This window comes from Halovulum dunhuangense (genome assembly GCF_013093415.1).
Lineage (GTDB): Bacteria > Pseudomonadota > Alphaproteobacteria > Rhodobacterales > Rhodobacteraceae > Halovulum > Halovulum dunhuangense.
Genome location: NZ_JABFBC010000001.1, coordinates 1117861 through 1142810, shown reverse-complemented (window position 1 = coordinate 1142810; position 24950 = coordinate 1117861). Strand labels below are relative to the sequence as shown.

The 24950-nt window shown below is 68.8% G+C and carries 22 protein-coding genes and 1 tRNA gene; 14 read left to right on the top strand and 9 right to left on the bottom strand.

The features are described 5' to 3' along the window. Positions 1–57 precede the first annotated feature (57 nt). Together HMH01_RS05695 and HMH01_RS05690 are read right to left on the bottom strand one after the other, a co-directional pair. A complete protein-coding gene (locus HMH01_RS05695) occupies positions 58–1815 on the bottom strand; it encodes a pyrroloquinoline quinone-dependent dehydrogenase (RefSeq protein WP_171323294.1) in 1758 nt (585 codons plus the stop codon). Positions 1816–2052: 237 nt separating this feature from the next. After that, positions 2053–2457: a c-type cytochrome gene (locus HMH01_RS05690; RefSeq protein WP_171323292.1), complete on the bottom strand. Its 405-nt coding sequence runs from the start codon at positions 2455–2457 to the stop codon at positions 2053–2055. Between the two features lie 464 nt (positions 2458–2921). On the opposite strand from HMH01_RS05690, the gene HMH01_RS05685 reads away from it, so the two are divergent. From HMH01_RS05685 to HMH01_RS05670, 4 genes are read left to right on the top strand one after another with little or no spacing between them, the layout of a single operon-like run. Then, the gene (locus HMH01_RS05685; protein ID WP_171323290.1) at positions 2922–3908 is read left to right on the top strand and encodes an ABC transporter ATP-binding protein; all 987 of its coding nucleotides are present in this window, start codon (positions 2922–2924) and stop codon (positions 3906–3908) included. A 10-nt stretch (positions 3909–3918) separates the two neighbouring features. Then, entirely contained in the window at positions 3919–4719 is an 801-nt protein-coding gene (locus tag HMH01_RS05680) for an ABC transporter permease (protein WP_171323288.1), read from the top strand. Continuing rightward, positions 4716–5546 (top strand): substrate-binding periplasmic protein, encoded by an 831-nt coding sequence (locus tag HMH01_RS05675; protein ID WP_171323286.1) that lies wholly within the window; start codon positions 4716–4718, stop codon positions 5544–5546. Before HMH01_RS05680 ends, HMH01_RS05675 begins: the two co-directional genes overlap by 4 nt. Beyond that, positions 5543–6166, top strand: coding sequence for a zinc metalloprotease (locus tag HMH01_RS05670; RefSeq protein ID WP_171323284.1), 624 nt, complete (start codon positions 5543–5545; stop codon positions 6164–6166). The genes HMH01_RS05675 and HMH01_RS05670 overlap by 4 nt, the downstream gene beginning before the upstream one ends. Here the strand turns inward: HMH01_RS05670 and HMH01_RS05665 are convergent, their stop codons facing one another. Continuing rightward, positions 6167–6901, bottom strand: a complete 735-nt coding sequence (locus HMH01_RS05665; protein ID WP_171323282.1) for a hypothetical protein — start codon at positions 6899–6901, stop codon at positions 6167–6169. Between the two features lie 189 nt (positions 6902–7090). Between HMH01_RS05665 and HMH01_RS05660 the strand changes: the two genes are divergently transcribed. The 6 genes from HMH01_RS05660 (at position 7091) to HMH01_RS05635 (ending at position 13147) form a co-directional block, all read left to right on the top strand. Further along, positions 7091–7714: a Crp/Fnr family transcriptional regulator gene (locus tag HMH01_RS05660; RefSeq protein ID WP_171323280.1), complete on the top strand. Its 624-nt coding sequence runs from the start codon at positions 7091–7093 to the stop codon at positions 7712–7714. Between the two features lie 107 nt (positions 7715–7821). Then, complete coding sequence (locus HMH01_RS05655; RefSeq protein ID WP_171323278.1) at positions 7822–8472, top strand: Crp/Fnr family transcriptional regulator; 651 nt, start codon at positions 7822–7824, stop codon at positions 8470–8472. 133 nt (positions 8473–8605) lie between these two features. After that, positions 8606–8755 carry a hypothetical protein gene (locus tag HMH01_RS05650; protein ID WP_171323276.1) on the top strand — a complete coding sequence of 50 codons (150 nt, stop codon included), beginning with the start codon at positions 8606–8608 and terminating at the stop codon, positions 8753–8755. 288 nt (positions 8756–9043) lie between these two features. Next, entirely contained in the window at positions 9044–11383 is a 2340-nt protein-coding gene (locus tag HMH01_RS05645) for a pyridoxal-dependent decarboxylase (RefSeq protein WP_171323274.1), read from the top strand. A gap of 37 nt (positions 11384–11420) precedes the next feature. Then, positions 11421–12332 carry a hypothetical protein gene (locus HMH01_RS05640; RefSeq protein WP_171323272.1) on the top strand — a complete coding sequence of 304 codons (912 nt, stop codon included), beginning with the start codon at positions 11421–11423 and terminating at the stop codon, positions 12330–12332. Continuing rightward, positions 12329–13147, top strand: a complete 819-nt coding sequence (locus tag HMH01_RS05635) for an adenylate/guanylate cyclase domain-containing protein (protein WP_171323271.1) — start codon at positions 12329–12331, stop codon at positions 13145–13147. Before HMH01_RS05640 ends, HMH01_RS05635 begins: the two co-directional genes overlap by 4 nt. Before the next feature lie 157 nt (positions 13148–13304). On the opposite strand, the gene HMH01_RS05630 is transcribed toward HMH01_RS05635, so the two are convergent. Beyond that, positions 13305–13380 (bottom strand) — tRNA-Ala (locus HMH01_RS05630). 183 nt (positions 13381–13563) lie between these two features. Between HMH01_RS05630 and HMH01_RS05625 the strand changes: the two genes are divergently transcribed. Continuing rightward, on the top strand, positions 13564–14220 hold the full coding sequence (locus HMH01_RS05625) for a peroxiredoxin (protein ID WP_171323270.1): 657 nt from the start codon (positions 13564–13566) through the stop codon (positions 14218–14220). Positions 14221–14237: 17 nt separating this feature from the next. On the opposite strand, the gene gltX is transcribed toward HMH01_RS05625, so the two are convergent. Continuing rightward, entirely contained in the window at positions 14238–15557 is a 1320-nt protein-coding gene (gltX, locus tag HMH01_RS05620) for a glutamate--tRNA ligase (RefSeq protein WP_171323269.1), read from the bottom strand. Positions 15558–15644: 87 nt separating this feature from the next. On the opposite strand from gltX, the gene HMH01_RS05615 reads away from it, so the two are divergent. Further along, positions 15645–16052 carry a metallopeptidase family protein gene (locus HMH01_RS05615; protein ID WP_171323268.1) on the top strand — a complete coding sequence of 136 codons (408 nt, stop codon included), beginning with the start codon at positions 15645–15647 and terminating at the stop codon, positions 16050–16052. On the opposite strand, the gene HMH01_RS05610 is transcribed toward HMH01_RS05615, so the two are convergent. After that, positions 15998–16600: a hypothetical protein gene (locus HMH01_RS05610; protein WP_171323267.1), complete on the bottom strand. Its 603-nt coding sequence runs from the start codon at positions 16598–16600 to the stop codon at positions 15998–16000. The two genes, HMH01_RS05615 and HMH01_RS05610, sit on opposite strands and share 55 nt — an antisense overlap. Beyond that, positions 16590–18248 (bottom strand): NAD+ synthase, encoded by a 1659-nt coding sequence (locus HMH01_RS05605; protein WP_171323266.1) that lies wholly within the window; start codon positions 18246–18248, stop codon positions 16590–16592. The genes HMH01_RS05610 and HMH01_RS05605 overlap by 11 nt, the downstream gene beginning before the upstream one ends. A gap of 246 nt (positions 18249–18494) precedes the next feature. Here HMH01_RS05605 and HMH01_RS05600 point away from each other — a divergent pair, with 246 nt between their 5' ends. Together HMH01_RS05600 and HMH01_RS05595 are read left to right on the top strand one after the other, a co-directional pair. Then, positions 18495–19946: a 2-isopropylmalate synthase gene (locus HMH01_RS05600; RefSeq protein WP_171325244.1), complete on the top strand. Its 1452-nt coding sequence runs from the start codon at positions 18495–18497 to the stop codon at positions 19944–19946. A 240-nt stretch (positions 19947–20186) separates the two neighbouring features. Continuing rightward, a complete protein-coding gene (locus HMH01_RS05595) occupies positions 20187–22700 on the top strand; it encodes a cation:proton antiporter (protein WP_171323264.1) in 2514 nt (837 codons plus the stop codon). On the opposite strand, the gene HMH01_RS05590 is transcribed toward HMH01_RS05595, so the two are convergent. Together HMH01_RS05590 and HMH01_RS05585 are read right to left on the bottom strand one after the other, a co-directional pair. Then, positions 22697–24232 (bottom strand): cryptochrome/photolyase family protein, encoded by a 1536-nt coding sequence (locus HMH01_RS05590; protein WP_171323262.1) that lies wholly within the window; start codon positions 24230–24232, stop codon positions 22697–22699. The two genes, HMH01_RS05595 and HMH01_RS05590, sit on opposite strands and share 4 nt — an antisense overlap. Then, the gene (locus tag HMH01_RS05585) at positions 24226–24906 is read right to left on the bottom strand and encodes an SDR family NAD(P)-dependent oxidoreductase (protein WP_171323260.1); all 681 of its coding nucleotides are present in this window, start codon (positions 24904–24906) and stop codon (positions 24226–24228) included. Before HMH01_RS05585 ends, HMH01_RS05590 begins: the two co-directional genes overlap by 7 nt. Between the last annotated feature and the right edge of the window lie 44 nt (positions 24907–24950).

The window sequence follows — 24950 nt, the reverse complement described above, 5'->3', positions numbered from 1 at the left end:
CGGGACTGGTCGTGGGTGCGGCGCGGGCGACCGGGGCCGCCCGCGCGCGGATCGTCCTCAGCCCTTGGGAAGCTTGTAGACGTAGATCGCGTTGGCGCCGAGCGCGGGCATCTGGAGGCCCGGCGTCAGGGCGGCCTGCGCGTTGGTGGTCAGGCCGACCGGAAGCACGACATACTGTTCGCCGCCGGCCTCGTAGGTCATCGGCCAGCCGCCGGCGGGGGCGTGCAGGCGCGGGCTGGTCCAGAGCACCTCGCCGGTCTCGTCGTTCATCGCGTAGTAGCGACGATCGACGTCGCCCACGAAGATCAGGCCGCCGCCGGTCGCCAGCACCGAGCTGTTGTAGCGGCGGTCGTGCTGGATCTCGAAGGCCTTGGAGCCGTCGCCCGCGTTCAGGGCGTGGAAGGCGCCGATCTTCTCGGCGCCCGGCGCGAGCGAGGTGCCGAAGCTTTGCAACATGCCCATCGCGTTGCCCGCAGCGGGCATGGCGCCGATGTTCATCTCGCGCGGGGCGCTGGTCTGGCAGGTGTTGGCGCCATGCGCGTAGAACACGCCCGAGCGCGGGCTGTAGGCCGAGGCCATCCAGAGCCGGCCGCCGTTGATCGCCGGGCAGAAGGTCTGTTTCTGGCCGAACTCGGTGAAATACAGATCCTTGTTGGTCTGCACCCGGCCGGTTTCCTTGTCGATGCCGGTGATGCTGTTGGTGTAGAACGTGGTCTCGCCCCAGATGAACTGGCCGGTGGCCGCATCCAGACCGAACACGACGCCGTTCTTGCCCGCCATCGTCACGATCATCTTGCGCGGCTGGCCGTCCACCGTCGCCTCGACCACGAGACGCTCGAACGGAGAGTCGAGATCCCAGTTGTCGTTGGGCAGGTGCTGGTAGTTCCACACCAGTTCGCCGGTATCGGCGTTCAGCGCGACGGTGGTGTTGGTGCCGCGCGCGTCATCCTCGGCCGACATGCCACGGCTGATATGGGCATAGGGGATCGGCATGCCGGTCCCGTAGAACACCATGTCCAGATCCGGGTCGTAGGCGCCGGTGGCCCAGGGCGTGGCGCCCCAGCGGTTCTTGACCGGGATGCCGCCCCAGCTGGCCTCGAACAGCGGGTCGCCCTGCTGGTCGAGGGTGTTGAAGCGCCACAGCTCCTCGCCGGTGTCGGCGTCATGGGCGGTGATCCAGCAGGCGCCAACGGTGCCAACCATCGAGCAGCCCGAGGTGCCGGTGAAGATCTTGCCGTCCGCGATCAGCGGGCCGGCGGTGTAGCTGTAGCCCTTTTCCCAGTCGTTGACCTGGACTTCCCAGGCCACCTGCCCGGTCATGGCGTCCAGCGCCATCAGCTTGGCATCGACGGTGGTCATGATGACCTTGTCGCCCCACAGCGCGATGGAGTTCTTCTGCCGCATCGCCTGGTTGTTGTGGTAGCCGCCGCTGAATTCCGGGCGCTCGTGCATGTAGCGCCAGATCAGGTCGCCGGTGACCGCGTCGAGCGCCTCGACATGATTGTTGTTGGTGGCGACGAAGAGGATGCCGTCATGGTAGAGCGGCGCGCTTTCCTGGCGGCCAAGCTCGGGCAGCGCCCAGGACCAGGCCAGTTCCAGATCGCCGACCGTGTCGCGGTTGACATGGTCGAGCGGGCTGTAGCCGTGGTTGTCCACGGTGCCGCGGGCCTGAAGCCAGTCGCCGGGCGCCGGGTTCAGGATCATGTCGTTGGTGACGGGGCTGTATTGCCGTTGCGCATCCTGCGCAAGGGCTGCGCCGCAGACCAGCGCAAGCGCCAGTCCCGAAGCGGCCGACAGCAGTCGCTTGGTTCTCATGTTGGTTTTCCTCCCTCTGCTTCCAAAATCGCGCAGTCGCCCCGGCGATCGTGCCGGCGATCATGCGCGCCTTACCGGGCCGCCCCGGCCGGAAGCCCGGAGCCTGCCCATTCGCACCCGCGGCCTGTCCGAAGGCTATTTCGGCGCTGCCAAGTGCAGGACCGTGAGCCACCGGCCGCGGGGTCGTTCTTCCCGTGACACGAGGATGAGGCGCCCGCCGTGCCGGCGGGGCCAGCGTCACCGGGGCAGTCGGATTTCGCTCAGTTCAGGCGCGCCGGCCGCGACTTCGGCCCCGGTGGGAAGCCCGCCGAGGTTGAAGAAGTAGGCGACCAGGTCGACGTATTCCTGCGGCGGCAACCCGCCCGGGCGGTCGGCCGGCATGTCGAAGCCGATGATCATGCCGATCAGGCTGGCGGCGGTGTCGTCCCAGACGCGGAAGTTCTCGGCCTTCTCGTCGCCGTGGCACTTGGCGCAGCGGCGTTCGTACAGCGCCTCGCCCCGCGTGACCTGTTCTTCGGTGAACCAGCCCTGTTCCGCGCGGCCGTCGGTGTAAGACGCGGCAGAGATGACCAGTGCGGAAAAGGCAGTAATCAGCCACGACTTCTTGCGCCACGGAACGTGGCTGCCAGCAGAAAGTCTCATGTGTCCCTCGTTCTTCTTTTTACGACGCATTCGAGGCGCCTTGATATATGTCAAACGCGAATTTTCGGGGTTGTAAAGCGCCTTTTGAAATTTTTTATTTCGCTAACGCAATAAATCTACTTGAGTGATTTATTGTTTTGATACTTTTTCTTACAGAAAATCGTTATTGAAAATTGCCACCAGACCCGGATTCCACCCTTTGCAACCAAATTGCGCCGGGAAGCGAACGGAAACGAAAGACATGATCGGTTGCGCATGTGTTTTCCCGCATCGCAGCGGCCGCCGGACAGGATCGCGCGCCGCCGCCAGGGGCGGAAAAACGCCCTTGCCATCGCGGCAGGCGCGACTCTTAATCGGGGCAAATCGAAGAAGAAGCGCCGGATTGCGAAGGGTGAGGACAAGGCGGGGAGAACCGCCAGCCCCCCGAACCGGCGCCACGACGAGGGACCGGGAGGCCAGGGACAATGCCGAATGAACCGTCCGCCGGGACGGCGCGACCGGGCGATGGCGCGCCGGTCGTGCGCGTGGAGGGCGTGGTGCGGCGCTACGGCCGGACGCTGGCGCTAGACGGCGTCAGCCTGACCATCGGCGCGGGCGAGATGTTCGCCCTGCTGGGGCCGAACGGCGCCGGCAAGACGACGCTCATCAGCATCCTGTGCACCCTGCTGGCGCCCGACGGCGGCACCGCCACGATCTGCGGCCACGACGTGACCCGAAGCCCGCGCAAGGCCCGCGAGACGCTGGGCGTGGTGTTCCAGGAACCCAGCCTCGACGGCAAGCTGACGGTCGAGGAGAACCTGGATTTCCACGGCCGGATGTACCGGATGCCGCGCGCGCAGCGTCGCGCGCGCATCGCCGAGATGCTTGAGCTGGTGGAGTTGTCGGACATGCGCGGGCGGATCGTGCGCAGCCTGTCGCCCGGCATGAAGCGCCGGCTGGAGATCGCGCGGGCGCTGATCCACGATTCGCGGGTGCTGATCCTGGACGAGCCGACGGTGGGGCTGGACCCGCAGTCGCGGGACCGGATCTGGGCCTATCTGGCCGAGGCCCGCATCCGGCGCGGCATGACCATCATCGTGACCACCCACTACATCGAGGAGGTGGAGGGCTGCGACCGCATCTGCATCATCGACCGGGGCAAGGTGCTGGCGCTGGATACGCCCGACGCGCTGCGCGCGGCGCATGGGCGCGAGGTGCTGCGGGTGCATGCGACCGATGCGGCGGCGGCGGCCCGGCTTCGGGCGGTGCTGCCGCAGGCGATCGAGGGGGCGGCCGGCGAGATCCGGGTGGTGGGCGCGGAACGCAGCCTGATGATGCGGCTGCTCGACGCCCATGGCGCGGATATCCGCGACCTGTCGGTGGAACGCCCGACGCTGAACAGCGTGTTCCTCAGCCTGACCGGGCGCGACCTGCGCGACGGGCAGAAGCCCGCCCCGCGGCGGGCGGCCTGAGGGGGGCGGCATGGGACATCTGGCGGCACTGCACGCGATCTGGCTGCGCGAGCTGAAGCGCGCCTTGCGGGACCGCGGGCAGATGGTGGGCGGCATCAGCCGGCCGCTTCTGTGGGTGCTGATCCTGGGCGTCGGCCTCAACCCCTATTTCCGCGGCGAGATCTATGGCGAGGTCCGGTTCGCGATCCCGTTCACCTATCTCCAGTTCATCTTTCCGGCGGTGATCGCGCTCAATATCATGTACACCTCGGTCCAGTCGGCGGTGTCGCTGATCGCGGACCGGGAATTCGGCTTCCTGCGCGAGATCCTGGTCAGCCCGGTGCCGAAATGGATCGTCCTGCTGGGCAAGGTGCTGGGGGGGGCCACGGTCGCCTTCCTTCATGGCTGCCTGGTGCTGCTGCTGGCGCAGTTCGCCGACGTGCCGCTGCACCTGTCGGGGATCCTGGAGGCCCTGGGGCTGATGTTCCTGCTGGCCTTCGGGCTGACCAGCCTCGGCATCATCGTGGCCCACCGGGTGCGCAGCTTCGAGGGGTTCGGGGTGTTCTCGAACGCGGTGATCCTGCCGCTTTACTTCACCTCCAGCTCGATCTTTCCGCTCGACCCGGCGCTGAGCGGGGCGCAGATGCGGGTGGTCTACCCCGACTGGCTGGTGATCCTGGTCGAGTACAACCCCATCACCTATGCGGTGGATGCGCTGAGGGGCGCGCTGATCGGCTTCAACCAGTTCGCGGCGCATCTGGGGCCGGTGGTGATCCTGGTCATGGCGGTGGCGTTCTTCCTGCTGGCGCTCAGGGACTTCAGCCGGGCATGAGCGCCGAGCCGAGCCTGTGGCGCGACCTGGGCGCGGTCGGCGCGATCCTGGGGTTGTTCGCGCTGATCGGGCTGGCGCCGCCCGACAGTTCCCTGTCGGAAATCCGCCGCGAAGGCGTGCTGCGCGCCTGCGTGCCGTCAAGCTACGGCGTGCTGGTGACGCCGGACCCGGATGCGCCCGGCTTCGAGACCGAGATCCTGCAAGCCGTCGCGGACCGGCTGGGCGTGCGGCTGGCGCTGAACCTGAACGAGGCGATCGGGCGCGATTTCAACCCGCGCGCCTGGCGGCTGACGCGGGCGCAGTGCCAGATCATCGCGGGCGGGGTCATCGCCTCGGACACGACGCGGACCTTCATCGACACCACCCCTCCGCACCTGGAAACCGGCTGGGTGGTGCTGGCGCCGGGTGCCGTCCCCGCCAGCCTGCGGGGGCAGAAGGTCGGCGTTCATGTCGGTGTCAGCGGCCGCGACCGGCTGGCGCTGAGCCAGGCCCTGCGCACGGCGGGGGCGGGGGTCGTGCGGATGGACGGCGCCGGGGACCTGGCGGACGCGCTGGCGACGGGGCGCGTCGGCGCGGGCGTGGTCGATGCGATGATCGGCATGGAGCTTGCCCAGGTGCATGGCTTGCAGATCGCCTGGCTTCAGGGGCCGGAGGCGCGCGACCCGGTGGCCTTCGGCCTGTGGAAGGGCGACCTGACGCTGAAGCGGCGGGTGGTGGACATCCTCGATGAGCTGGAGCGCGACGGCACGATGGCGCGGCTGGCCGCGCGCTACGGCATCCGGTCGATCGAGGCGCGGTTCGCGGATGCGGGCGGGGGCGGCGCGTGATCGACTGGGCAGGCATCATCGCGACCAACGGCCAGACCCTGCTGGTGAACGCCGCGGCGGCGCTGGGGGTGATCGCCTTCCATGGCTGGTCGATCGCCTTTCTGGCGCGGCTTCTGGGCGACCGCGGCCCTGGCCATGACGGGCGGCTGAGCCTGAACCCGTTCCAGCACCTGGAACCGGCGGGGTTCGTCGCCGCGATCTTCTTCCGGATCGGGTGGATCCGCCCGGTGGAGGCCGATCACCGGGAGCTGAAGGGAGGGGCCGGGGGGCTTGTGTTGCTGGTGGGGCTGAGCCTTGCGGCGCTGGTCGCGCTGGCGCTGGCGCTGGATCTTGCGCGGGGGCCGCTGCTGCGGGCGTTCGCGGGCGCGGACATGGCCGTCAACCTGATCGGGCTGATCGAGGTGGCGGTCGAGATGCTGGTGCTGTTCGCGGTGCTGAACCTGCTGCCGCTGCCCCCGCTGACGGGCGGCATGCTGCTGGCGGTCGTGGCGCCGCGGGCGGCCGCCGTGCTGCGGCGGCACCAGGCGCTGGTGGCCATCGCGCTGGCGCTGGGCGTCGCCACGGGCGTCCCCGGGCGGGTGTCAGGCCGGCTGGCCGACGCGCTGGCGGGGGTGTTCTGACTAGCTCAGAAGCGGCGTGCAATATGCGCTGAACCGCAGGTCGTCGAGCGCGATGCCGCCGATATCGAGGTTCTCGATCATCGCGCCGGCGATCATCGGCACCCCGCTTCGGTCGCGGTAGGCGGCGGTCTGCAACCCGCCGGAGCGAAGCTGGCTCATCTCGCCCAGGATCCTTCCGTCGCGGTCGTAGAATGTGACGCGCAGGTTCCACCCCGCCTCGAGCGCGGCGACGGTGCCGCCCAGCCCGTCGAGATAGACGGCGAAGCCCAGCATGCACTGGTCCTGATCGAAGCGGAGTGCGACAGCCCCCTCGCCATGGCGGTGGTCGGCGTCGCCATCCGCCGCGCCGGGGCCGGTGGGCAGCAGGACCGACGAGCCGAAGGCCGGGTCGCTCTGCGCGATGGCGAGGTTGCCGCCACGCGGCCCCGGCTCTACCGCGAGGGGGGCCGTGGGGCGTTCGAGGATGCGGTCATGGGCGATACCCTCGGGCGAGATGCGCGTGCCGGCGCCCTGCCCTTCGAAGCGTTCGCCCAGCGCCACCCCCTTAAGCACGAGCAGCCCGTCCACCGGCATCAGGCCGCGGTCGGAATGGACGCTCAGCCCCTCGAAGTCGATCTGCGTGCCGGGGGGAACGGCGATGTCGTCATAGGGGATGACCTCGATCCGCGACTGGGCGGCCAGCGGCGGCGCCATCATGCACAGCGCGGCGATCGTCAGGGCGGAAGCGCGGATCATCGGGGGCCTCGGCATGGGTTTCCGCCCATCAGGTGCGACGGTTTCGCCGCTTGGCAAGGCCGGTGGCGCGCCCGGGCCGGTGGCGCCGGTTCACGGACGGTGACGGGGTCGCCGGGATGTTGCAATCTGCGCGCGGGCACGGGGGCCGCCGCGGGGGCCGTGCGGTGAACATGTTGCGAAGGAACGGGCATGGAGTGGATTGAGCTGTTCGGCTGGCTGGGGGCCCTTCTGACCCTTATGGCCTATTCGATGCGCAGCATGCAGGGGCTGCGCACGGTCGCGGTGATGGCGAACCTGTGCTTCATCCTCTACGGGGCGGTGGCGCAGGTCTATCCGATGCTGTTCATGCATGTGCTCTTGTTGCCGCTGAACGCGACGCGGCTTTACGAGATCCTGACCGCGAAACGCAGGCTTCGCTCGGTTCAGGAGGGGCAGGAGCCGATGAAGGCGCTGCTGCCGTTCCTCAAGCCGGCCCGTTTCGCCGACGGGCATGTGCTGTTCCGCAGGGGCGATCGGGCCGACCTGGTCTACTACCTGGTCGAGGGGCGGGTGGACCTGCCCGAGCCGGGCGTCAGTTTCGGGGCGGGCGCGCTGTTCGGCGAGATGGCCTATTTCTCGCGCGACCGAAAGCGGACGGCCACAGCGGTGTGCCGGGGGCCATGCCGGATCATGACGATCGACGAGGTGAGCTTCATGAAGATCTACACCACGCATCCGGAATTCGGGCTTTACGTCATCCGGCTGATCGCGCAGCGCCTGGTCGACGGGGGGCGCAAGGACCCGCAGCTTTACAGCGCGCTCAGCCCGGACTGATCCGGGGCGCGCGACGCGCGACCGTGGCAACCATCGCTTTGCGACCGCGCGCGGCTGGCCTAGTCTGGGGGCGTGTCGAGTGACGAGCATGGGGTTCCCGCGTGTCGATGGCTGCGCGATCGAATGACGGCCTGATCCGCGGGTTGCGCCGCATCGCCACCGACATGGCGCTGCGCCCGGGACAGGCGCTGTTCCGCCAGGACGATCGGGCCGATGCGCTCTACCTGCTGGAGCACGGGCTGCTGGAGATCAGCACCCTTGCGGCAGATGGCCGGAAGCTGTCGCTGAACCTGCTGAAGCCCGGCGCGATCTTTGGCGAGGTGGCGCTGCTCGAGGATGGCAGCCGCAGCGCGACGGCGATGGCGCTCAGGCCCAGCCGCGTTCTGCGCGTGGGCCGCGAGGCGCTGCTTGCCGCGTTGCGCCACGACCCCGACCTGGCGCTGGAGCTGATCCGGCTGACGGTCACGCGGTTCAACTGGGTCAGCCGGCAGCTTGAGAACCACGCGCTTCAGCCGCTGGGGGTGCGGCTTGCGCGCCGGGTCGTCTGGCTGCTTCAGGAACTGGGCTCGGACGACGTGCTGACCATGGGCCAGGCCGAGCTGGCCGACCATGTGGGCGCCACGCGGGAGGCGGTCTCGAAGACGCTAAAGGACTGGAAGGCGCAGGGCATCATCGAGATCGGCCGCGGGCGCATCCTGTTCCGCGACCGCGCCCGGCTGGAGCGGATCGCCGCCGGGGACGTCCCGCAGGGGCACTGAAACGCCCGCGGCAACCGCCTTTCCTGAGTGAACCGGTTCACAGACCGGGGCGCGGTCACGCCCGATACTGGGGCTGCGCGACCGGACATCGCCGGGCGCGCGGACCAATCACAGGGACAGAAGGAGTGACGCCATGCACAGGATCTTCGCCGACAGCCTGATGATCGCCACGCGCCTGGACCAGCGCCCGGTGGAGCATCGGCCCCCGATGCCGCCACGGGATGCGAAGCCCTATCGCGGCAGGTCGCTGCGCGCTTTCCTGGGTCTTGGCCGGCGCAGCTGACAGCCGCCCCCTGCCGGACCGCGGGCGGCACCGCGCGGCGCACCGACCAAAAACCCTTGCCGCAAGGCGGGGTTGCACCCTAGGCTCGCGCAACGAGGCTGGCGTGTCGGGGGGATATGCGGTTGCGTGCATGCTTACGGGGACGGCTTCCTTTTCGCGTGGCGCGGTGCATTGCCTGCCCGGGTCATGCCGATCCGCGGCCGCGCGGGTGACGCAAGGTGAGCAACGTCACTGAACGCAGGCACGGGTCGCGGCATGGTCCCCCGAAGGACGCCAATGGGGGCAAGCATGACCGAGCGCCATCGCAGCCATGAGCTGCACAGGTCGATCGACGCGTTCCGCAGGCGGCATCCGGACCGGCTGAGCCTGGACCGGGCCACCCCCGTAGGCACGCCGGCGGCCTGGTTCCTTGGACCGAAGGCCGAGAACGAGGCGGTGCTGCGCGACCTGATCGGGCGGGCGATTTCCGGCAATGTCGCGGCGCGACGGGACTACCAGCCGCGCGATCCGCGCATGGCGCCCGACGCCGTCTTCGCGCCCGAGAATGCCGCCTACCATGATGCGGTCGCCCTGATCGGCGAACGGCTGGACGAGATGCTGGCGCATCTGCGCGCCTCGATCCCGCTGTCGAGCTATCGCAACCAGTCGCACATGTACTGGGACACCACGCTGCCCGCGGTGGTGGGGCATTTCGCGGGGCTGCTCTACAACCAGAACAACGTGGCGACCGAAGCATCGCCGGTCACGACGCTGCTGGAGATGGCGGTCTGCGACGACATCTGCCGGATGCTGGGCTTTCGCGACCCCGAGGAGGACAGCGCCCTGCCCCGGCCCTGGGCCCATATCACCTGCGACGGGTCGGTCGCGAACGCGGAATCGATCTGGGCCGCGCGCAACCTGAAGTTCCTGCCGCTGACGCTGGCGGACGCGGTCCGGCACGACGCGCGGCTGGCGCCGGCGCGGACGCTGACCCTGCTGACGCTGGAAGGGCGGCGGCGGCGCCTGCTCGACCTTGCATCCTGGGAGTTGCTGAACCTGCCGGTGGACGAGGCGATCGGGCTTTCGGCACGGATCACGGCCACGGCGGGGATCCCGCCGGAGGTGGTGGCCGCCGCGATCGAGGGGCGGACGGTCGCCGATATGGGCATGATCGAGTTCGCCCGCCGCTACCTGCCCGACACGCCCGCGCCGGTGATCCTGGCCCCGGCGACGGCGCATTATTCCTGGCCGAAGGGCGCCTCGCTGGTGGGGCTGGGGCGGGCCAGCGTGCTGCCCGTGCGCGTCGACCTGGACGGGCGCATGGACACGGTCGACCTGCGCCTCCATCTCGACCGTTGCCTGGCGGAACGGCGCCCGGTGCTGGAGGTGGTCGCCGTGATGGGCACGACCGAGGAAAGCGCCGTCGATCCGCTGGCCGACATCGCCGACATCCGCGACGAGTATCGCCAGCTGGGGCTGGAATTCACGCTGCATGCCGATGCGGCCTGGGGCGGGTATTTCGCCGCGATGCTGCGCCCCTCGAAGCTGGAGCGCGAGATCGAGGCGCGCGGCCTGGGCGGCACCGACGAGGAGGCGCGGCTGCTGTCGCGGTATCTGGGCGTGCAGGAAAGCCATGCCGAGGCCGGGGCGCGGCCGGACCTGGACGACATCTTCTTCGCGCATGACCTGGGCATGGCGCCGGGCATGATGATGGGCGACTACGCGATGCGCCATTGCGACGCCTTCGATCGCTGCGACACGATCACGGTCGATCCGCACAAGGCGGGCTTCGTGCCCTATGCCGCCGGGACGCTGGCCTATCGCAACGGGGCGATGCGCGACCTGATCGCCTTTACCGCGCCGGTGGTGTTCCATGGCGGCACGGTGCCCAGCGTGGGCGTCTACGGGATCGAGGGATCGAAGCCCGGGGCTGCGGCGGCGGCGGTCTACCTGTCGCACGCGGTGATCCCGGCCGACCGAACCGGCTATGGCCGGCTGCTGGCGAAATGCATGTTCAGCTCGAAGCGGTTCTACTGCGCGCTGCTGGCGGCCTTCGGCCCCGGCGACGACGTGACGCTGACGCCGTTCCAGCGGCTGCCGGCGGAACGCGACGGCGGCACCGCGCAGGAGATCGAGGCGCAGCGGGAGATGATCGCGCGCCAGATCGTGCCGGTCGCGGACGATCCGCTGATCGAGAAGCTGCTGGCCGACGAAGAGCTGATGACGCTGTTCCGGCGGCTGGGCTCGGACCAGACGATCTGCGCCTACACGCTCAACTTCCGCACCGGCGACGGGATCAACCGCGACCTTTCGCTGATGAACGAGCTGAACGACGCGATCTTCCGCGCCCTGTCGGTGCAGGAATTCGGCGGCGACAAGGTGCCTGCCGCGCCGCTGTTCGTCACCGCCTCGGAATTCTCGCCCGCGACCTATGGGCAGGATTTCGTCGATCACTACGTCCGGCGCTGCGGTGCCGAGCCGATGCCGGGCATGGCGGTGAAGTTCATCACCTCGACCCAGCAGAACCCGTTCATGACCTCGACCGCCGAGGGGGACATGACGCCCCGCCTGGCGGCGGCGCTGAAACGGACCGCAAGCGAACTTGCCGCGACGCTGCGGCGCAGGCACGGGCTGCCGGACCCCGCATGACGCAGCCTGCCCCCCCTTGTTCGGAAAGGACGCCGCGATGCCGCATCACGACATGAGCCACCACGAGACACAGGGCAGCCGCCCGCCCGGTTTCATCGCGAACGCGCCGCATCAGCATGCCTTCGTGCTGCTGGGAAGCGAGACGATATTCGCGGTGCACATGACCCAGTATCACCACGAGGAGCACAAGTATCAGCTGGTGATGAAGCTCGCCCTGCCAGCGGAGGCGAAGTCGCGGCTGGACGATCTGCGCGCGCGGTTTCCGGCCGACACCTTCATCCTGAGCAATGGCGATGCGGAGAGCGACCTGTTCACGATCCCGGATCTGCCCGCGGGGCGGCGGCGCAGCTTCAACGCCAACGTCTTCCAGGGTCTGCCGGCCTTTTCGCCCGAGGACGAGGCCGATCCGCATTTCTTTCCCTGGGACAAGGCGCGCACCATCCCGGTCCTGGCCGATATCGACGTGACGGTCGAGCGGATCGTCACCTTTCGCCCCTTCGCCCACCACCTGAGACAGCCGGACTATGCCACCTATCTGCTCTGGGGCGAGGGCGAGGAGGCGCACATGACGAACCTGCAGACCGCGCGGCTTGCCTCGGGGCGGTTCGAGGCCGCGATGTTCGGCCCCGATTACGACCATGTCATGAGCCTGCGACAGGCCCCCGACTGGCTGGACAAGCCGTTGCTGGAGGCGGGCGTCGTCGTGTCGGTCCCGGCGTTGCGGCTGAGGGATGCCACGACCGGCAAGCCCACGACCCCCTGCGGGCCGCCTTGCGCGGACGGGCAGGTGCTGACGGTGCTCTATCGCGGCATGGGCGAGGGGCGCAGCGTGGTGGCGGGCACGACCTTCCTGGCCGATACCGCGGTCTGCAACAGCGAGGGCATGGATGTCTGCCCGCCCGAGCTGTCCCTGACGATCAGCGCGACACCGAGGGAGCTGATGCGATGAACACGATCCCGGGCATGGGCGACTTCGCCCGCGAGGATGGCAACGAGGAACTGTGGTACCAGGTCTTCCAGGAGGGGCACCCGGTCCTGCTGGGCAAGCAGAAGCGGTTTTCCATGCTGCCCGGCCGGGCCCGGTGCAAGCTGTGCCGCGCGCCGCTGACCGGGATCGGCGGCTGGATCACGCGGCGGATCGGGCTGGAGCCGTCGTCGCGCAACCCGTTCTTCTGCAATGCCTGCGACGGCTTCCTTCAGGCCTTTCCGGGCGGCGCAGAGGTGGACCTGTCGATCCTGTTCTGCGACCTGCGCGATTCGGTGCCCTTGTCGGCGGCGATGTCGCCGAAGGAGTTCAAGCAACTCATCACCTTCATGCGCGAGACCATCATCCCGGTGCTGTGGCAGGCCGAGGGTTTCGTGTTGCAGTTCCAGGGCGACGCGGTGATCGGGGTCTGGCCCCCCGGCTTCAGCGGCAAGGACTACGCCCGCAAGGCGGTGACAGGCGGCATGCGCCTGCCCCGGGCGCTGGAGAGCAACCCTTTCAACGGCCGCGCCCTGCCGGTCGGCATCGCGCTGCACACGGGCCGCGCCTATCTGGGCACGGTCGCCTCGGTGAACGGGAACATGCAGGAGGTCAGCGCCTTCGGCTTCGACGTGAACGTCGCCGCCCGCCTGGCCGCGGCCGCGAATGCCGGCGAGGTGCTGATCAGCGAAGCCGCGCTGAAGGCCGCGGGCCGGACCATAGACGAGGCCGAGCTGCGCAGCTACGACCTGAAGGGCATCGACGACGAGGTCCGCGCCGCGCGCCTGCTGGTGAGCTGAGGCCGAGAGCGCCGTTGTCCCCGGCCGCGCGGCGGACCGGGGAACGATCGGCCGGGGAATGATCCTCTCGCCCTGCCACATTGCGGGCGCGCCCGGGGCGTTCCACCAGCCCGGGGCGATGGAGCGGTCAGATTTGTCCGCGTTCCTGGGGGTGTCTTGGTGGAGCCGAGGGGGATCGAACCCCTGACCTCGTCATTGCGAACGACGCGCTCTCCCAGCTGAGCTACGGCCCCGATGGCGCGCCTTTTGCTATGTCGCGAAGGCGGTGTCAAGCGGCTCCAGACGGGCTTCGGGGCGGGGATGCGCGGGGGGCGAATAACCGTGCCGGCGGCCTTGCCATCGGGCCTTGGGGACGTCACTTTGCGCCTCGTTCCCTGTCGCCCCAGCGCGACCAGAAACCGAAAGGACCATCCCCCATGGCACTTCGCATCAACGACACTGCCCCCGATTTCACCGCCCAGACGACAGAGGGCGAGATCCGGTTCCATGACTGGATCGGCGACGGCTATGTCGTCCTGTTCTCGCACCCCAAGGATTTCACCCCGGTCTGCACGACCGAACTGGGCGTGATGGCGGGCATGATGGACGCCTTCGCCAAGCGCAACACCAAGATCCTGGGCATTTCGGTCGATCCGGTCGAGGATCACCTGCGCTGGAAGGCGGATATCGAGGCGATTTCCGGCAACCCGGTCGCCTATCCGATGATCGGCGACCCGGACATGCAGGTGGCGAAGCTCTACGACATGCTGCCGGCGGAAGCCTCGGGCGATCCGTCGAAGCGCACGCCCGCCGACAACCAGACGGTGCGCACCGTCTTCGTGATCGGGCCGGACAAGAAGGTGAAGCTGACGCTGACCTACCCGATGAGCACCGGGCGCAACTTCGACGAGATCCTGCGCGCGATCGACTCGATCCAGCTGACCGCGAAGCACAAGGTGGCGACGCCGGCCAACTGGAAGCAGGGCGAGGATGTGATCATCACCGCCGCCGTGCCCGATGACGAGGCGACCGCGAAGTTCGGCAGCTTCGAGCGGGTGCTGCCCTATCTGCGCAAGACGAAGCAGCCCGGCTGAGCGGGTCGGCGCGCCGCTCAGGCGGCGCGCACCACCTGGAGAAGCGGCATCAGGCGGCCCATGTCGGGGCCATGCGCGCGGCCCGTCAGCGCCAGCCGCAGCGGCATGAACAGGCCCCTGCCCTTGCGGCCCGTGGCCTGCTTGACGGCGTTGGTCCAGGTGCCCCAGGTCTGGTCCGTCCAGGGGCGGGGCGGCAGCAGGGCCAGCGCCTCGGCCACGAAGGCGCGGTCCTCTTCGGCGATCACAGGATCGGCCCCGTCGCGGCAGAGCGCCCACCACTCGGCGATGTCGTGCAGGGTGGAAAGGTTCTCGCGCACCGCGTCCCAGAAGTCGGGGGCGAGGGCGTCGGGCACGCCGGCGGCCGCCAGCGCCGGGGCCGCCTCGGCATAGGGGCGGGCGTGGATCACGCGGGCGGTCAGGGCGCGCAGATCCTCGGGGTCGAACTTGGTGGGCGCGGCGCCGAAGCGCGACAGCTCGAACCCCGCCGCCAGCGCATCGAGGCTTTCGACGGGTTCCACCGGCTGGCCCGACCCGATCCGCCCCATCAGCGCCACCAGCGCCATCGGCTCTATGCCGGCCGCGCGCAGGTCGCGCAGGCTGAGGGTGCCCAGCCGCTTGGACAGCGCCTCGCCGGTGGGGCCGGTAAGCAGCGAATGATGCCCGAAGACGGGCGGCTCGGCGCCCAGCGCGCGCAGGATCTGGATCTGGGTCGCGGTGTTGGTGACGTGGTCCGAGCCGCGCACCACATGGGTCACGCCCATGTCCATGTCGTCGGTGACGGAGGCAAGCGTGTAGAGCAGCTGGCCATCGGCACGGATCAGCACCGGGTCCGAGACGCTGGCCGCGTCGATCGACTGCGGGCCGAGGATCATGTCGACCCATTCGATCCGCTCCTGGTCCAGCAGGAAGCGCCAATGACCGCCGCGTTCGGCGCGCAGGCGGTCGCGTTCGGCATCCGTCAGCTTCAGGGCGGCGCGGTCATAGACCGGCGGGCGGCCCATGTTCAGCTGCTTGCGGCGCTTGAGGTCCAGTTCCGTCGGCGTCTCGAACGCCTCGTAGAGGCGACCCGCGGCGCGCAGCGTGTCGGCTGCCTGGGCATAGCGGTCGAGGCGGGCCGACTGGCGTTCCTCGCGGTCCCAGGTCAGGCCCAGCCATTCCAGATCGTGGCGGATCGCGTCGGCATATTCCTCGCGCGAGCGTTCGGCGTCGGTGTCGTCGATCCGCAGGATGAAGGTGCCGCCCGACTTGCGCGCGATCAGCCAGTTGAAAAGCGCGGTGCGCAGGTTGCCGACATGCAGGTAGCCGGTGGGCGACGGGGCGAAACGGGTGACGGTCATGCTGGGGCCTTGCGCTTGGAACTCGTCGCGGTCTTTAACCTGTCCTTCGACGGGTTTTAAGCCCAATCAGGAAGGACGGAGCAGACGATGGCGGACGGCACGCACGGAAAGGCCCCGGATCTGGAGGCGATCGAGACCATGGCCGTGGCCGCGCTGGAGGCGCTGCCCGAACCGTTCCGCGGCGCCGCGCGCGCGGTCGCGCTGCGCATCGCCGACTGGCCCGAGGACGAGATGCTGGACGAGTTGGGGATCGAGAGCCCCTACGAGCTGACCGGGCTTTACGACGGCATCCCGCTGACGCAGAAATCGGTGATGGACACGCCGCAGGGGCCCGACACGGTGTGGCTGTTCCGCCGCCCGATCCTGGACGAATGGGCGGATCGCGGCGATGTGGGGCTGGGGCAGCTGGTGGGCCATGTGCTGGTCCACGAGCTGGCGCATCACTTCGGCTGGTCGGACGAGGATATCGCCGCCATCGACCCCTGGTGGGAGTGACGGGACGCAGGTTCGAATCCGCGCACGTCCACGCCCGCGCGCCGGGCCTCGGACAGGCAGCGGACCAGGCCGGCTTGCGGCGTGAAGCGGTCGGCATGGATCAGGCGGATCGGGCGGCGGATCTTGGCGCGCCAGAACTCCGCCTGGTATTTCGGCATTCCTTCGGTCACGTTCGCGCGGTGGCGCACGGTCAGGATCAGGCCGAAGCGCGTGCGCTCGATCCGTTCGAGATCGGGCCATTCCACGAAGAGCGGCCGCTTCACCCCGTCGAAGGTATAGACGAGCCCGCCGCGGTGAAGCGCCACCTGCGCGTCGTCGCGCAGCGCCACGCCGGGAAGGAAGGGCATCAGGAAGGGGATCCGCGCCACCGCGAAGGGCAGGAAGCACAGCGCGATCAGGCCGAGATTGCGGACGCTGATCCCTTCGGCCGGGACCGGGGACATCAGCGCGAAGTATTTCAGCGCCTGGCTGAGCACGAAGAAGGTGAAGAACTGCACGCCAAGCGGCACCTCGCGGATGCGGGCGGTGGCGTGGTTCTCAGCCGTCATCGCGCCACCGGTTGACGATCGGATATCGGCGGTCCAGCCAGAAGGCGCGACCCGTCAGGCGCGCGCCGGGGGCCGCCTGGAAACGCTTGTATTCCGAGAGATAGATCAGCCGTTCCACCTGCTTGACGGTAGCGCGATCGAAGCCCGCGTCCACGCAATCGGCGACCGAGGCGTCGCGATCCACCAGCAGTTCGAGAATGGCGTCGAGCACCTCGTAGGGGGGCAGGCTGTCCTCGTCCTTCTGGTCGGGGCGCAGTTCGGCCGAGGGGGGCTTTTCGATCACGCGCGGCGGGATCACCACGCCTTCGGGGGCCAGCATCCAGGGGCGGTGGTTCTCGTTGCGCCAGCGGCAGGTGGCAAAGACGCGGGTCTTGTAGAGATCCTTGATCGGGTTGTAGCCGCCCGCCATGTCGCCATAGATCGTGGCATATCCGACCGCCACCTCGGACTTGTTGCCGGTGGTCAGCAGCATCTCGCCGAACTTGTTCGACAGCGCCATCAGCATCAGCCCGCGCAGGCGGGACTGCATGTTCTCCTCGGTCAGGTCCGCAGGCTTCCCCTCGAACAGCGGCGCGAGCGTCTGCTGGACGGCCGCAAAGGCCGGCGTGATCGGCACTGTGTCGAGCGGGCAGCCCAACGCCCGCGCCACCGCCGCCGCATCCTCGAGCGAGTGCCCGGAGGTGTAGTCCGATGGCAGCATCACGCAGCGCACGTTGGCGGGCCCGATCGCGTCGGCGGCGATGGCCGCGACCAGCGCGCTGTCCACGCCCCCCGACAGGCCGAGCAGCACCCTGGAGAAGCCCGACTTGCGCAGGTAGTCGCGCGTCGCCTCGACCATCAGGCGGTAATCCTGCTCGATCAGCGGGGGATGCACCTCGCGCAGGCCGTCCAGCGCGACCCAGCCCTCGGGCCGGTGTTCGAAATCGACATGGACGACGGCCTCGTCGAACACGGGCAGCATCACGGCGAGCTTCCCGCCCCGGTTCAGCACGAAGGAGCCGCCGTCGAACACCTGGTCGTCCTGTCCGCCCACCATGTTGAGATAGATCAGCGGCAGGTCGTTCTCGATCACGCGGGCGACCATGCGGCCCATGCGCTCGTCGATCTTCTCGCGCGCATAGGGCGAGCCATTGGGCACCAGCAGCAGGTCGGCGCCGCTTTCGGCCATCGTCTCGGCCACGTCCGGGTGCCAGCTGTCCTCGCAGATGGGCGTGCCCAATCGCAGCGGCCCCATGCCGAAGGGCCCCGAGATCGGCCCCGGGGTGTAGAGCCGCATCTCGTCGAACACGTCGGTGTTGGGCAGGCGATGCTTGCGCGCCGCCCCGTCGACGCGGCCGTCCCGCAGGATGAAATAGGCGTTGTAGAGCTTGCCCCCCTCCATCAGCGGGCCGCCGATGGCGATGTCGGGTCCGTCGGCGCAGCGGGCGGCAAGGTCGGCCAGCACGCGCGCCACGTCGCGCACGAAGGCGGGCTTCATCACCAGATCCTGCGTCTGGTAGCCGGTAATGAACATCTCGGGCAGCGCCAGCAGGTCGGACCCGGCCTCGCGCGCCCGGTCATGCGCGGCGATCACCTTTTCGGCATTGCCCCGCAGGTCGCCCACCGTCGGATTCAGCTGTGCCAGCGTGATGCGATACCTGTCGGCCATGTCGCGCGCCCCTCATGTCTGCCTTGGCCACCACATATCCCATAAGGCCGGAGCCGCAAGCGCATATGCTGCCGCACAAGGGAACGCATCCCGCCACGGGATGGACACATTCAAAAGCCAAAAGCCGTTGTCAGCGGAAAGCCCGATACCCTAACATCGGGGCGAAGGGGCTGCCGCCGACCCGGACTTGCGGGACGCAGTGAAACGGCTGGCCCGGCGAAGGTGAGGATCAGAGCGTTGAAGAACATGTTGAAGGCCGTCACGCTGACCGCAAGCCTGCTGGCCTCGTCCGCCGCGCTGTCGCAGGACGGCGAAATCCAGACCAAGCAGTACGAGACCGGCGGCGTCTACACCGGCGAGTTCAAGGACGGCAAGCAGCACGGCCAGGGCACCTATGTGTTGCCCAACGGCTATGAATACGACGGCCAGTGGGTCGAGGGCCGGATCGAGGGCGAGGGCACGGCGCGCTTTCCCAACGGATCGGTCTATACCGGGCAGTTCGTGAACGGCTCGCCCGAAGGCAGGGGCCGGATCGTGTTTGCCGATGGCGGCACCTACGAGGGCGAGTGGGTCGGCGGCAAGATCAACGGCACCGGCATCGCGGTCTATGCCAACGGCGTGACCTACGAGGGTACCTTCACCGACGCCGTGCATGACGGCGAGGGGGTCATGACCTCTCCCAACGGGTACCGCTACGAGGGGGGCTGGCTGGACGGGATCAAGCACGGCAAGGGCAAGATCACCTATCCCGACGGCGCCACCTACGAGGGCGACATCGCGCAGGGCGTGCGCGAGGGGACGGGCACGCTGGTGATGCCCGACGGGCTGACCTATACCGGCGAGTGGCAGGGCGGCCAGATCAACGGCACCGGCGTGCTGGTGCAGGCGAATGGCGACCGCTACGAGGGGGCGCTCATGAACGGCCAGCGCCATGGCGAGGGGGTCGCGACCTATGCCTCGGGCGATGTCTATGAAGGGGAGTTCCTGAACGACCAGCGCCACGGGACGGGGACGTTCACCGGCGCGGACGGCTACCGCTACGAGGGCCAGTGGGTCGAGGGCCGGATCGAGGGCGAAGGCACGGCGACCTATCCGGACGGGTCGGTCTATGTCGGCCAGTTCGCGGACGACGTGGCCCACGGCACCGGGACGATCACCTATGCCGACGGGTCATCCTACGAAGGCGAGTGGGCCAACGGCACGATCGAGGGCAAGGGCATCGCCCGCTACAGCAACGGCATGGTCTATGACGGCGAGTTCCGCAACGCGCGCAACCACGGCATGGGAACGATGACCTACGAGGACGGGTTCACCTATACCGGCCAATGGGTCGATGGCCTGCGCCAGGGCGAGGGCACGGCCACCTATTCCGACGGCACGATCTATATCGGCGGCTTCGTGGCGGGCCAGCGCGAGGGCCAGGGCACGATCACCATGACCGACGGTTTCACCTACAGCGGCGGCTGGAAGGCCGGAGAGATCGACGGCGAGGGTGTCGCCACCTATCCCAACGGCGACCGCTACGAGGGCTTCTTCGCCAAGGGCCAGCGCCAGGGCCGGGGCCGGATGGTCTATGCCTCGGGCGAGGTCTATGACGGCTACTGGGCGCGCGGCGAACAGGCGACCGAGGAAGAGGCGGCCGCGGCGGCGGCCGAAGATTCGGGTTCGGCACCGGCAACCGAAGCCCAGGGCAACTGAGGGGGCTTCCATCCTTCTTGATGCAGGATCCGAAAGGCCCCGGTTACGGGGCCTTTTCGCATCCGGACGATCGCAGCGCATGGCGCATTGCGCACGACCAGAGGTGAACGACCGTTCATTTCCGCGCGCATCCGGCACCGCGATGCGCCGCGCAAGAACCCGCCGGTTGTGAAAACTCTGTAATTCGACACGCTTGCACGGATTTACCGCAAGCTGTCCGAAGGCTTATAGACTTTCGGCATGGACATCGTCGTCATCACCGCGATCATCGCGTCGCTGTTTCTGGTCATCGGCCTTGCAGAGCCGCTGGCCACGCGGCTGCGCCTGCCCTACAGCGTGATCCTTGCGGTGCTGGGCATCCTGATCGGCTCTGGCGCGGCGTTCTTCCTGCGCACCGAACTGACCGACGCCCTGAACCCGGTGGCCGAAGCGATCCTGAACCTGCCGATCCGGTCCAACGTCTTTCTCTATGTCTTTCTGCCGACACTGCTTTTCCAGGCCACGCTGGGGATGAACCTGCGGCGGATGCTGGACGACTGGGTGCCGATCCTGGTCCTTGCGATCGTGGCGGTGCTGGTCGCGACCCTGACCATCGGCTACGCCCTGCACTGGGCGAGCGCGTTACCGCTGGCGGCCTGCCTGCTGGTGGGGGCGATCGTCTCGACCACGGATCCCTCGGCGGTGGTGGGCATCTTCCGATCGATCTCGGCGCCGCGCCGGCTGTCCAGGATCATCGAGGGCGAGAGCCTGCTGAACGACGCCGCCGCCATCGCGCTGTTCGGCCTGTTCATGGGCTTCGTCATGGCGGGCGTTCCCAACCCCTCGCTGACCGAGGCCGCGGCGCGCTTTCCGCTGCTGCTGCTGGGGGGGGCGCTGGTGGGCTGGCTGGTCGCACGCATCGGCATCTGGCTGATGGAGATGCTGGACCGCGCGATCCTGGCGCAGGCATCGGTGTCGGTCGCGCTGCCCTATCTCGCCTTCATCCTGTCCGAGCAGGTCGCCGGCGCCTCTGGCGTGATCGCGGTGGTGTCGGCGGGGCTGACGCTGAATCTTGCCGGACCGGGGCGCCTGACGCCGACGACCTGGACCAACCTGCGCGAGATCTGGGACCTGCTGGCCCATTGGGCCGGGGCGCTGATCTTCGTGCTGGCGGCGCTGCTGATCCCGCGTCTTCTGGACGGGATCACGCTGCGAGAGTTCGTCCAGGTCGGTGTCGTGACGCTGGCCGCGGTCCTGGCGCGGGCGGTGATCCTGTTCGGGCTGTTGCCGCTGTTGCAGGCCGCGCGGCTGTCGCCGGTGATCGAACGGCGCTACCGGGTGGCAATCCTGTGGGGCGGGCTGCGCGGCGCGGTCACGCTGGCGCTGGCGCTGGCGGTGACCGAAAGCCGGCTGGTCCCCATCGAGATCAAGCAGCAGGTCGGCGTGCTGGCGACCGGCTTCACGCTGTTCACCCTGATCGTTCAGGGCGGCACGCTGCGCTGGGTGATCCGCCGGCTGGGGCTGGACCGGCTGTCGGCGATGGACACCGCGCTGTCGAACCAGGTCATCGCCGTGGCGCTTCAGACCGTGCGCGAGGACGTGGCCAGCACGACCGAACAATACGGCCTTGCGCGCGAGACGGTCCGGTCGGAGGCAAAGCGCTTCGCGGCGCGGCTGGACGCGGCCGTGAAGGCAGCCGAGGACAGCACCCAGATCCTCGACCGCGACCGCATCACGCTGGGGCTGATCGCGCTGGCCGGGGCCGAGCGCGACATGGTGCTGGAGCTGTTCCACGACCGTTCGGTTTCCGCCCGGGTCGCCGACCGCGCGCTATCGGAAGCCGACCGCGTGATCGAGGGCGCGCGCACCGGGGGCCGTGTCGGCTACCAGCGGGCGACGCGCCAGATCCTGGCCTATGGCCGCGCGATCCGCGCCGCCGCCTTCCTGCACAACCGGCTGCGCATCGGCGGGCCGCTGTCGCGGCTGACCGCCGACCGGTTCGAGATCCTTGTGACCCAGCGGCTGCTGCTGAAGGATCTGCACGACTTCATCGAAAAGCGCATCCTGCGCATCCATGGCCGGCGCGTGGCGGAACTGCTGCACGAATTGCTGGAGCGGCGCGAGGAACTGGTCGAGCAGGGGCTCGACGGGATGCGGCTGCAATTCCCCGGCTATGCCGAAGAGCTGGAGCGCCGGCTGATCCGCCGGACCGCCCTGCGGCTGGAGGAACGCGAATACGACCAGCTGCGCGCCGACGGGCTGATCGGGTCTGAACTGCACGGTGCGCTGCTGCGCAAGCTGGCTGCCATGCGCGCCGCCGAAGAGGCGCGCCCGAAGCTGGACATTGCCGTGCATCGCGACGAGCTGGTGCGCCAGCTGCCGCTGTTCTCGGACCTGGAGGAAGGCGTCCTGCGCCAGCTGCGCCGGGGGCTGGTCACAAGATACGTCTCGGCCGGCGAGGCGATACTCAGCAAGTCGGTTCAGGCGCGGTCGGTCTATTTCATCGCCTCCGGCGCGGTGGAGCTGGAAACGGCGGGCCAGACCTGGCGGCTGGGCCGGGGCGAGATGTTCGGCCAGATGGGTATCCTGACCCACAGGCCGCGCCGCACCAGCGTGCGCGCGATCACGCCCTGCACGCTTCTGAAGCTGGACGAACAGCGCTTTCTCAAGCTGCTGCGCCGCAGCCCCGCGCTGCGCGCCGCCGTCCGCGAAAGCGCCGAGAAGCGCGGTATCCCGATCGACCAGCTGGGCGACGTGATGGACGAGGCGGCCTAGACCCGCGCGCCGCGGTCCAGCCGGGCAAGGATGTCGGCGGCGCTGTCGAGCGTTCCGGCCCGGTTCTCGTCCGACATGCGATCCCAGGTGCGGTACATCTGCGCCATCCGGGGGTTGCGGGCGAGTTTCTCGCGGTTGCGGTTCAGGAAATCCCAGTAGAGCGGATTGAAGGGACAGGCCCCCTTGCCGCGCTTGACCTTGACCAAATAGGCGCAGGTCGCGCAGTGATCCGACATCCGGTCCACATAGGCGCCCGAGGCGGCGTAGGGCTTCGAGCCCAGGAGCCCGCCATCGGCGAACTGGCTCATGCCGATCACGTTCGGCGCCTCGACCCATTCATAGGCGTCGGCATAGACGGCAAGATACCATTCGTGCAGCTGGTGCGGGTCCACGCCCGCGATCAGGGCAAAAGTGCCGGTGACCATCAGGCGCTGGATGTGGTGGGCATAGGCCTCTTCCATCGTCTGGGCGACGGCGGCCTTCACGCAGGCCATGTCGGTGGCATCGGGGTTCCAGTAAAAGGCGGGCAGGTCGCGGCGGGCGTCCAGGTGGTTCCGGCTGACGTAATCCGGCCCCTCGAGGTCGTAGATGCCGCGCACATATTCGCGCCAGCCAAGGATCTGGCGGACATACCCCTCGACCGCGTTGAGCGGCGCGCGGCCGGCGCGCCATTCGGCTTCCGCCCGGCGGCATAGGTCGAGCGGGTCGAGCAGGCCCGCGTTCAGATAGGCCGACAGAACCGAGTGATAGAGGAACTTCTCGCCTCGCAGCATCGCGTCCTGGTAGTCGCCGAAATGCGGCAGGGCCGCCCGGAAAAAGGCATCGGCCGCCGCCTGGGCCTGGTCGGGCGTCACCGCGAACCAGAAGGGCCGCAGATCGCCGGGATGGTCGGGGAAGTGCTTTTCCACCACGTCCAGCACCTCCTCGGTGATGGCGTCCGGCTCGAAGCGGGGCGGCGCCGGCATGAAGAGATCGCGGTCGGCGGGCTTGCGGTTGTCGTGGTCGTAGTTCCACTGCCCGCCGGCGGGGTCGTCCCCCTCCATCAGAAGGCCGGTGCGGCGGCGCATGTCGCGGTAGAAATATTCCATCCGCAGCTGCTTGCGGCCCCTGGCCCAGGCGGCGAAATCCTCGCGCGGGCAGAGGAAGCGGTCGTCGGCCTGCACCTCGACCGGGACCGGGCACTCGGCCAGCGCAGCCCGCAGCCGCCATTCGCCGCATTCGGTGGCGATGGCGGTTTCCACGCCGTATTCGGCCGCCCTGCGCACCAGTTCGGCGGGGATCGAGCCGGCGGTTTCCGGGTCGTCATAGCGGCCATAGGCGACGCGCCAGCCCTCGGCCCGCAGGGTTTCGGCGAAATGGCGCATGGCCGCGAACAGGAAGGCGATCTTCTTGCGGTGGTGGCGGACATAGCCCGCCTCTGCCCGCACCTCGGCCATGACCACCACGTCGTGCGCCTTGTCGGCGGCGCGCAGTGCAGAGAGTCCCGGCGAGAGCTGGTCGCCCAGAACGAGCACGAGGCGGGGGGCTACCACGGGATATCCTTGCCGGCGTAGTCGAAGAAGCCGCCATTCTGCGCGGGCGTGAGGCCTGCGAGCACCTTGAGCAGGTTCTGCGCGGCCTCTTCCGGCGTGACGGCGGGGTGGCGGCCCAGATACTTGCGGGTCAGGTCGGTCTGCACGGTGCCGGGGTGCAGCGCAACGACGATGGTTTCGCGGTTGCGGCGCGCGAGTTCTATCGCGGCGGTGCGCACGATCTGGTTCAGCGCCGCCTTGGCCGCGCGGTAGCTGATCCAGCCGCCCAGCCGGTTGTCCCCGATGGAGCCGACGCGCGCCGAGAGCGTGGCGAAGACCGCCCTGCCCTCGCGCCGCAGATGGGGGCCGAAATGCTTGAGCAGCAGCGCGGGGCCGATGGCGTTCAGCGCGAACTGGGCGGCCATCGCCTGCGGGTCGATCTGCGCAAGCGCCTTCTCGGGACCGTGGCCACCGATCTCGAGCGCGCCGGTCGCGTCGAAGATCAGGTCGAAAGGCCCCTCCAGCCGCGCGGCTGCAGCGGCGACCGACGCCTCGTCGGTGACGTCGAGCCCGTCGGCGGAGCGGCTGAGCGTTGCCAGGCGCGTGCCCTGCAAGGCGTCCGCCATAGCTGCGCCGATGCCGCCGGAGGCACCGATCAGAAGGATGCGGAGATTGGGGTCGGGTGTGATCTTCATGGGCGCGGAGCTAGTCCGCAGGCGCGAGCCGTAAAGCCCTTTCC

What these genes read in the sequence shown, in the direction of transcription:
- HMH01_RS05675 (WP_171323286.1), top strand. Translation starts at nt 4,716, where the DNA reads ATGAGCGCCGAGCCGAGCCTGTGGCGCGACCTGGGCGCGGTCGGCGCG.
- HMH01_RS05645 (WP_171323274.1), top strand. Translation starts at nt 9,044, where the DNA reads ATGACCGAGCGCCATCGCAGCCATGAGCTGCACAGGTCGATCGACGCG.
- HMH01_RS05585 (WP_171323260.1), bottom strand. Translation starts at nt 24,906, where the DNA reads ATGAAGATCACACCCGACCCCAATCTCCGCATCCTTCTGATCGGTGCC.
- HMH01_RS05605 (WP_171323266.1), bottom strand. Translation starts at nt 18,248, where the DNA reads ATGGCCGACAGGTATCGCATCACGCTGGCACAGCTGAATCCGACGGTG.
- HMH01_RS05695 (WP_171323294.1), bottom strand. Translation starts at nt 1,815, where the DNA reads ATGAGAACCAAGCGACTGCTGTCGGCCGCTTCGGGACTGGCGCTTGCG.
- HMH01_RS05685 (WP_171323290.1), top strand. Translation starts at nt 2,922, where the DNA reads ATGCCGAATGAACCGTCCGCCGGGACGGCGCGACCGGGCGATGGCGCG.
- HMH01_RS05655 (WP_171323278.1), top strand. Translation starts at nt 7,822, where the DNA reads ATGGCTGCGCGATCGAATGACGGCCTGATCCGCGGGTTGCGCCGCATC.
- HMH01_RS05665 (WP_171323282.1), bottom strand. Translation starts at nt 6,901, where the DNA reads ATGATCCGCGCTTCCGCCCTGACGATCGCCGCGCTGTGCATGATGGCG.
- HMH01_RS05625 (WP_171323270.1), top strand. Translation starts at nt 13,564, where the DNA reads ATGGCACTTCGCATCAACGACACTGCCCCCGATTTCACCGCCCAGACG.
- HMH01_RS05650 (WP_171323276.1), top strand. Translation starts at nt 8,606, where the DNA reads ATGCACAGGATCTTCGCCGACAGCCTGATGATCGCCACGCGCCTGGAC.
- HMH01_RS05680 (WP_171323288.1), top strand. Translation starts at nt 3,919, where the DNA reads ATGGGACATCTGGCGGCACTGCACGCGATCTGGCTGCGCGAGCTGAAG.
- gltX (WP_171323269.1), bottom strand. Translation starts at nt 15,557, where the DNA reads ATGACCGTCACCCGTTTCGCCCCGTCGCCCACCGGCTACCTGCATGTC.
- HMH01_RS05600 (WP_171325244.1), top strand. Translation starts at nt 18,495, where the DNA reads ATGTTGAAGGCCGTCACGCTGACCGCAAGCCTGCTGGCCTCGTCCGCC.
- HMH01_RS05615 (WP_171323268.1), top strand. Translation starts at nt 15,645, where the DNA reads ATGGCGGACGGCACGCACGGAAAGGCCCCGGATCTGGAGGCGATCGAG.
- HMH01_RS05610 (WP_171323267.1), bottom strand. Translation starts at nt 16,600, where the DNA reads ATGACGGCTGAGAACCACGCCACCGCCCGCATCCGCGAGGTGCCGCTT.
- HMH01_RS05640 (WP_171323272.1), top strand. Translation starts at nt 11,421, where the DNA reads ATGCCGCATCACGACATGAGCCACCACGAGACACAGGGCAGCCGCCCG.
- HMH01_RS05595 (WP_171323264.1), top strand. Translation starts at nt 20,187, where the DNA reads ATGGACATCGTCGTCATCACCGCGATCATCGCGTCGCTGTTTCTGGTC.
- HMH01_RS05690 (WP_171323292.1), bottom strand. Translation starts at nt 2,457, where the DNA reads ATGAGACTTTCTGCTGGCAGCCACGTTCCGTGGCGCAAGAAGTCGTGG.
- HMH01_RS05635 (WP_171323271.1), top strand. Translation starts at nt 12,329, where the DNA reads ATGAACACGATCCCGGGCATGGGCGACTTCGCCCGCGAGGATGGCAAC.
- HMH01_RS05660 (WP_171323280.1), top strand. Translation starts at nt 7,091, where the DNA reads ATGGAGTGGATTGAGCTGTTCGGCTGGCTGGGGGCCCTTCTGACCCTT.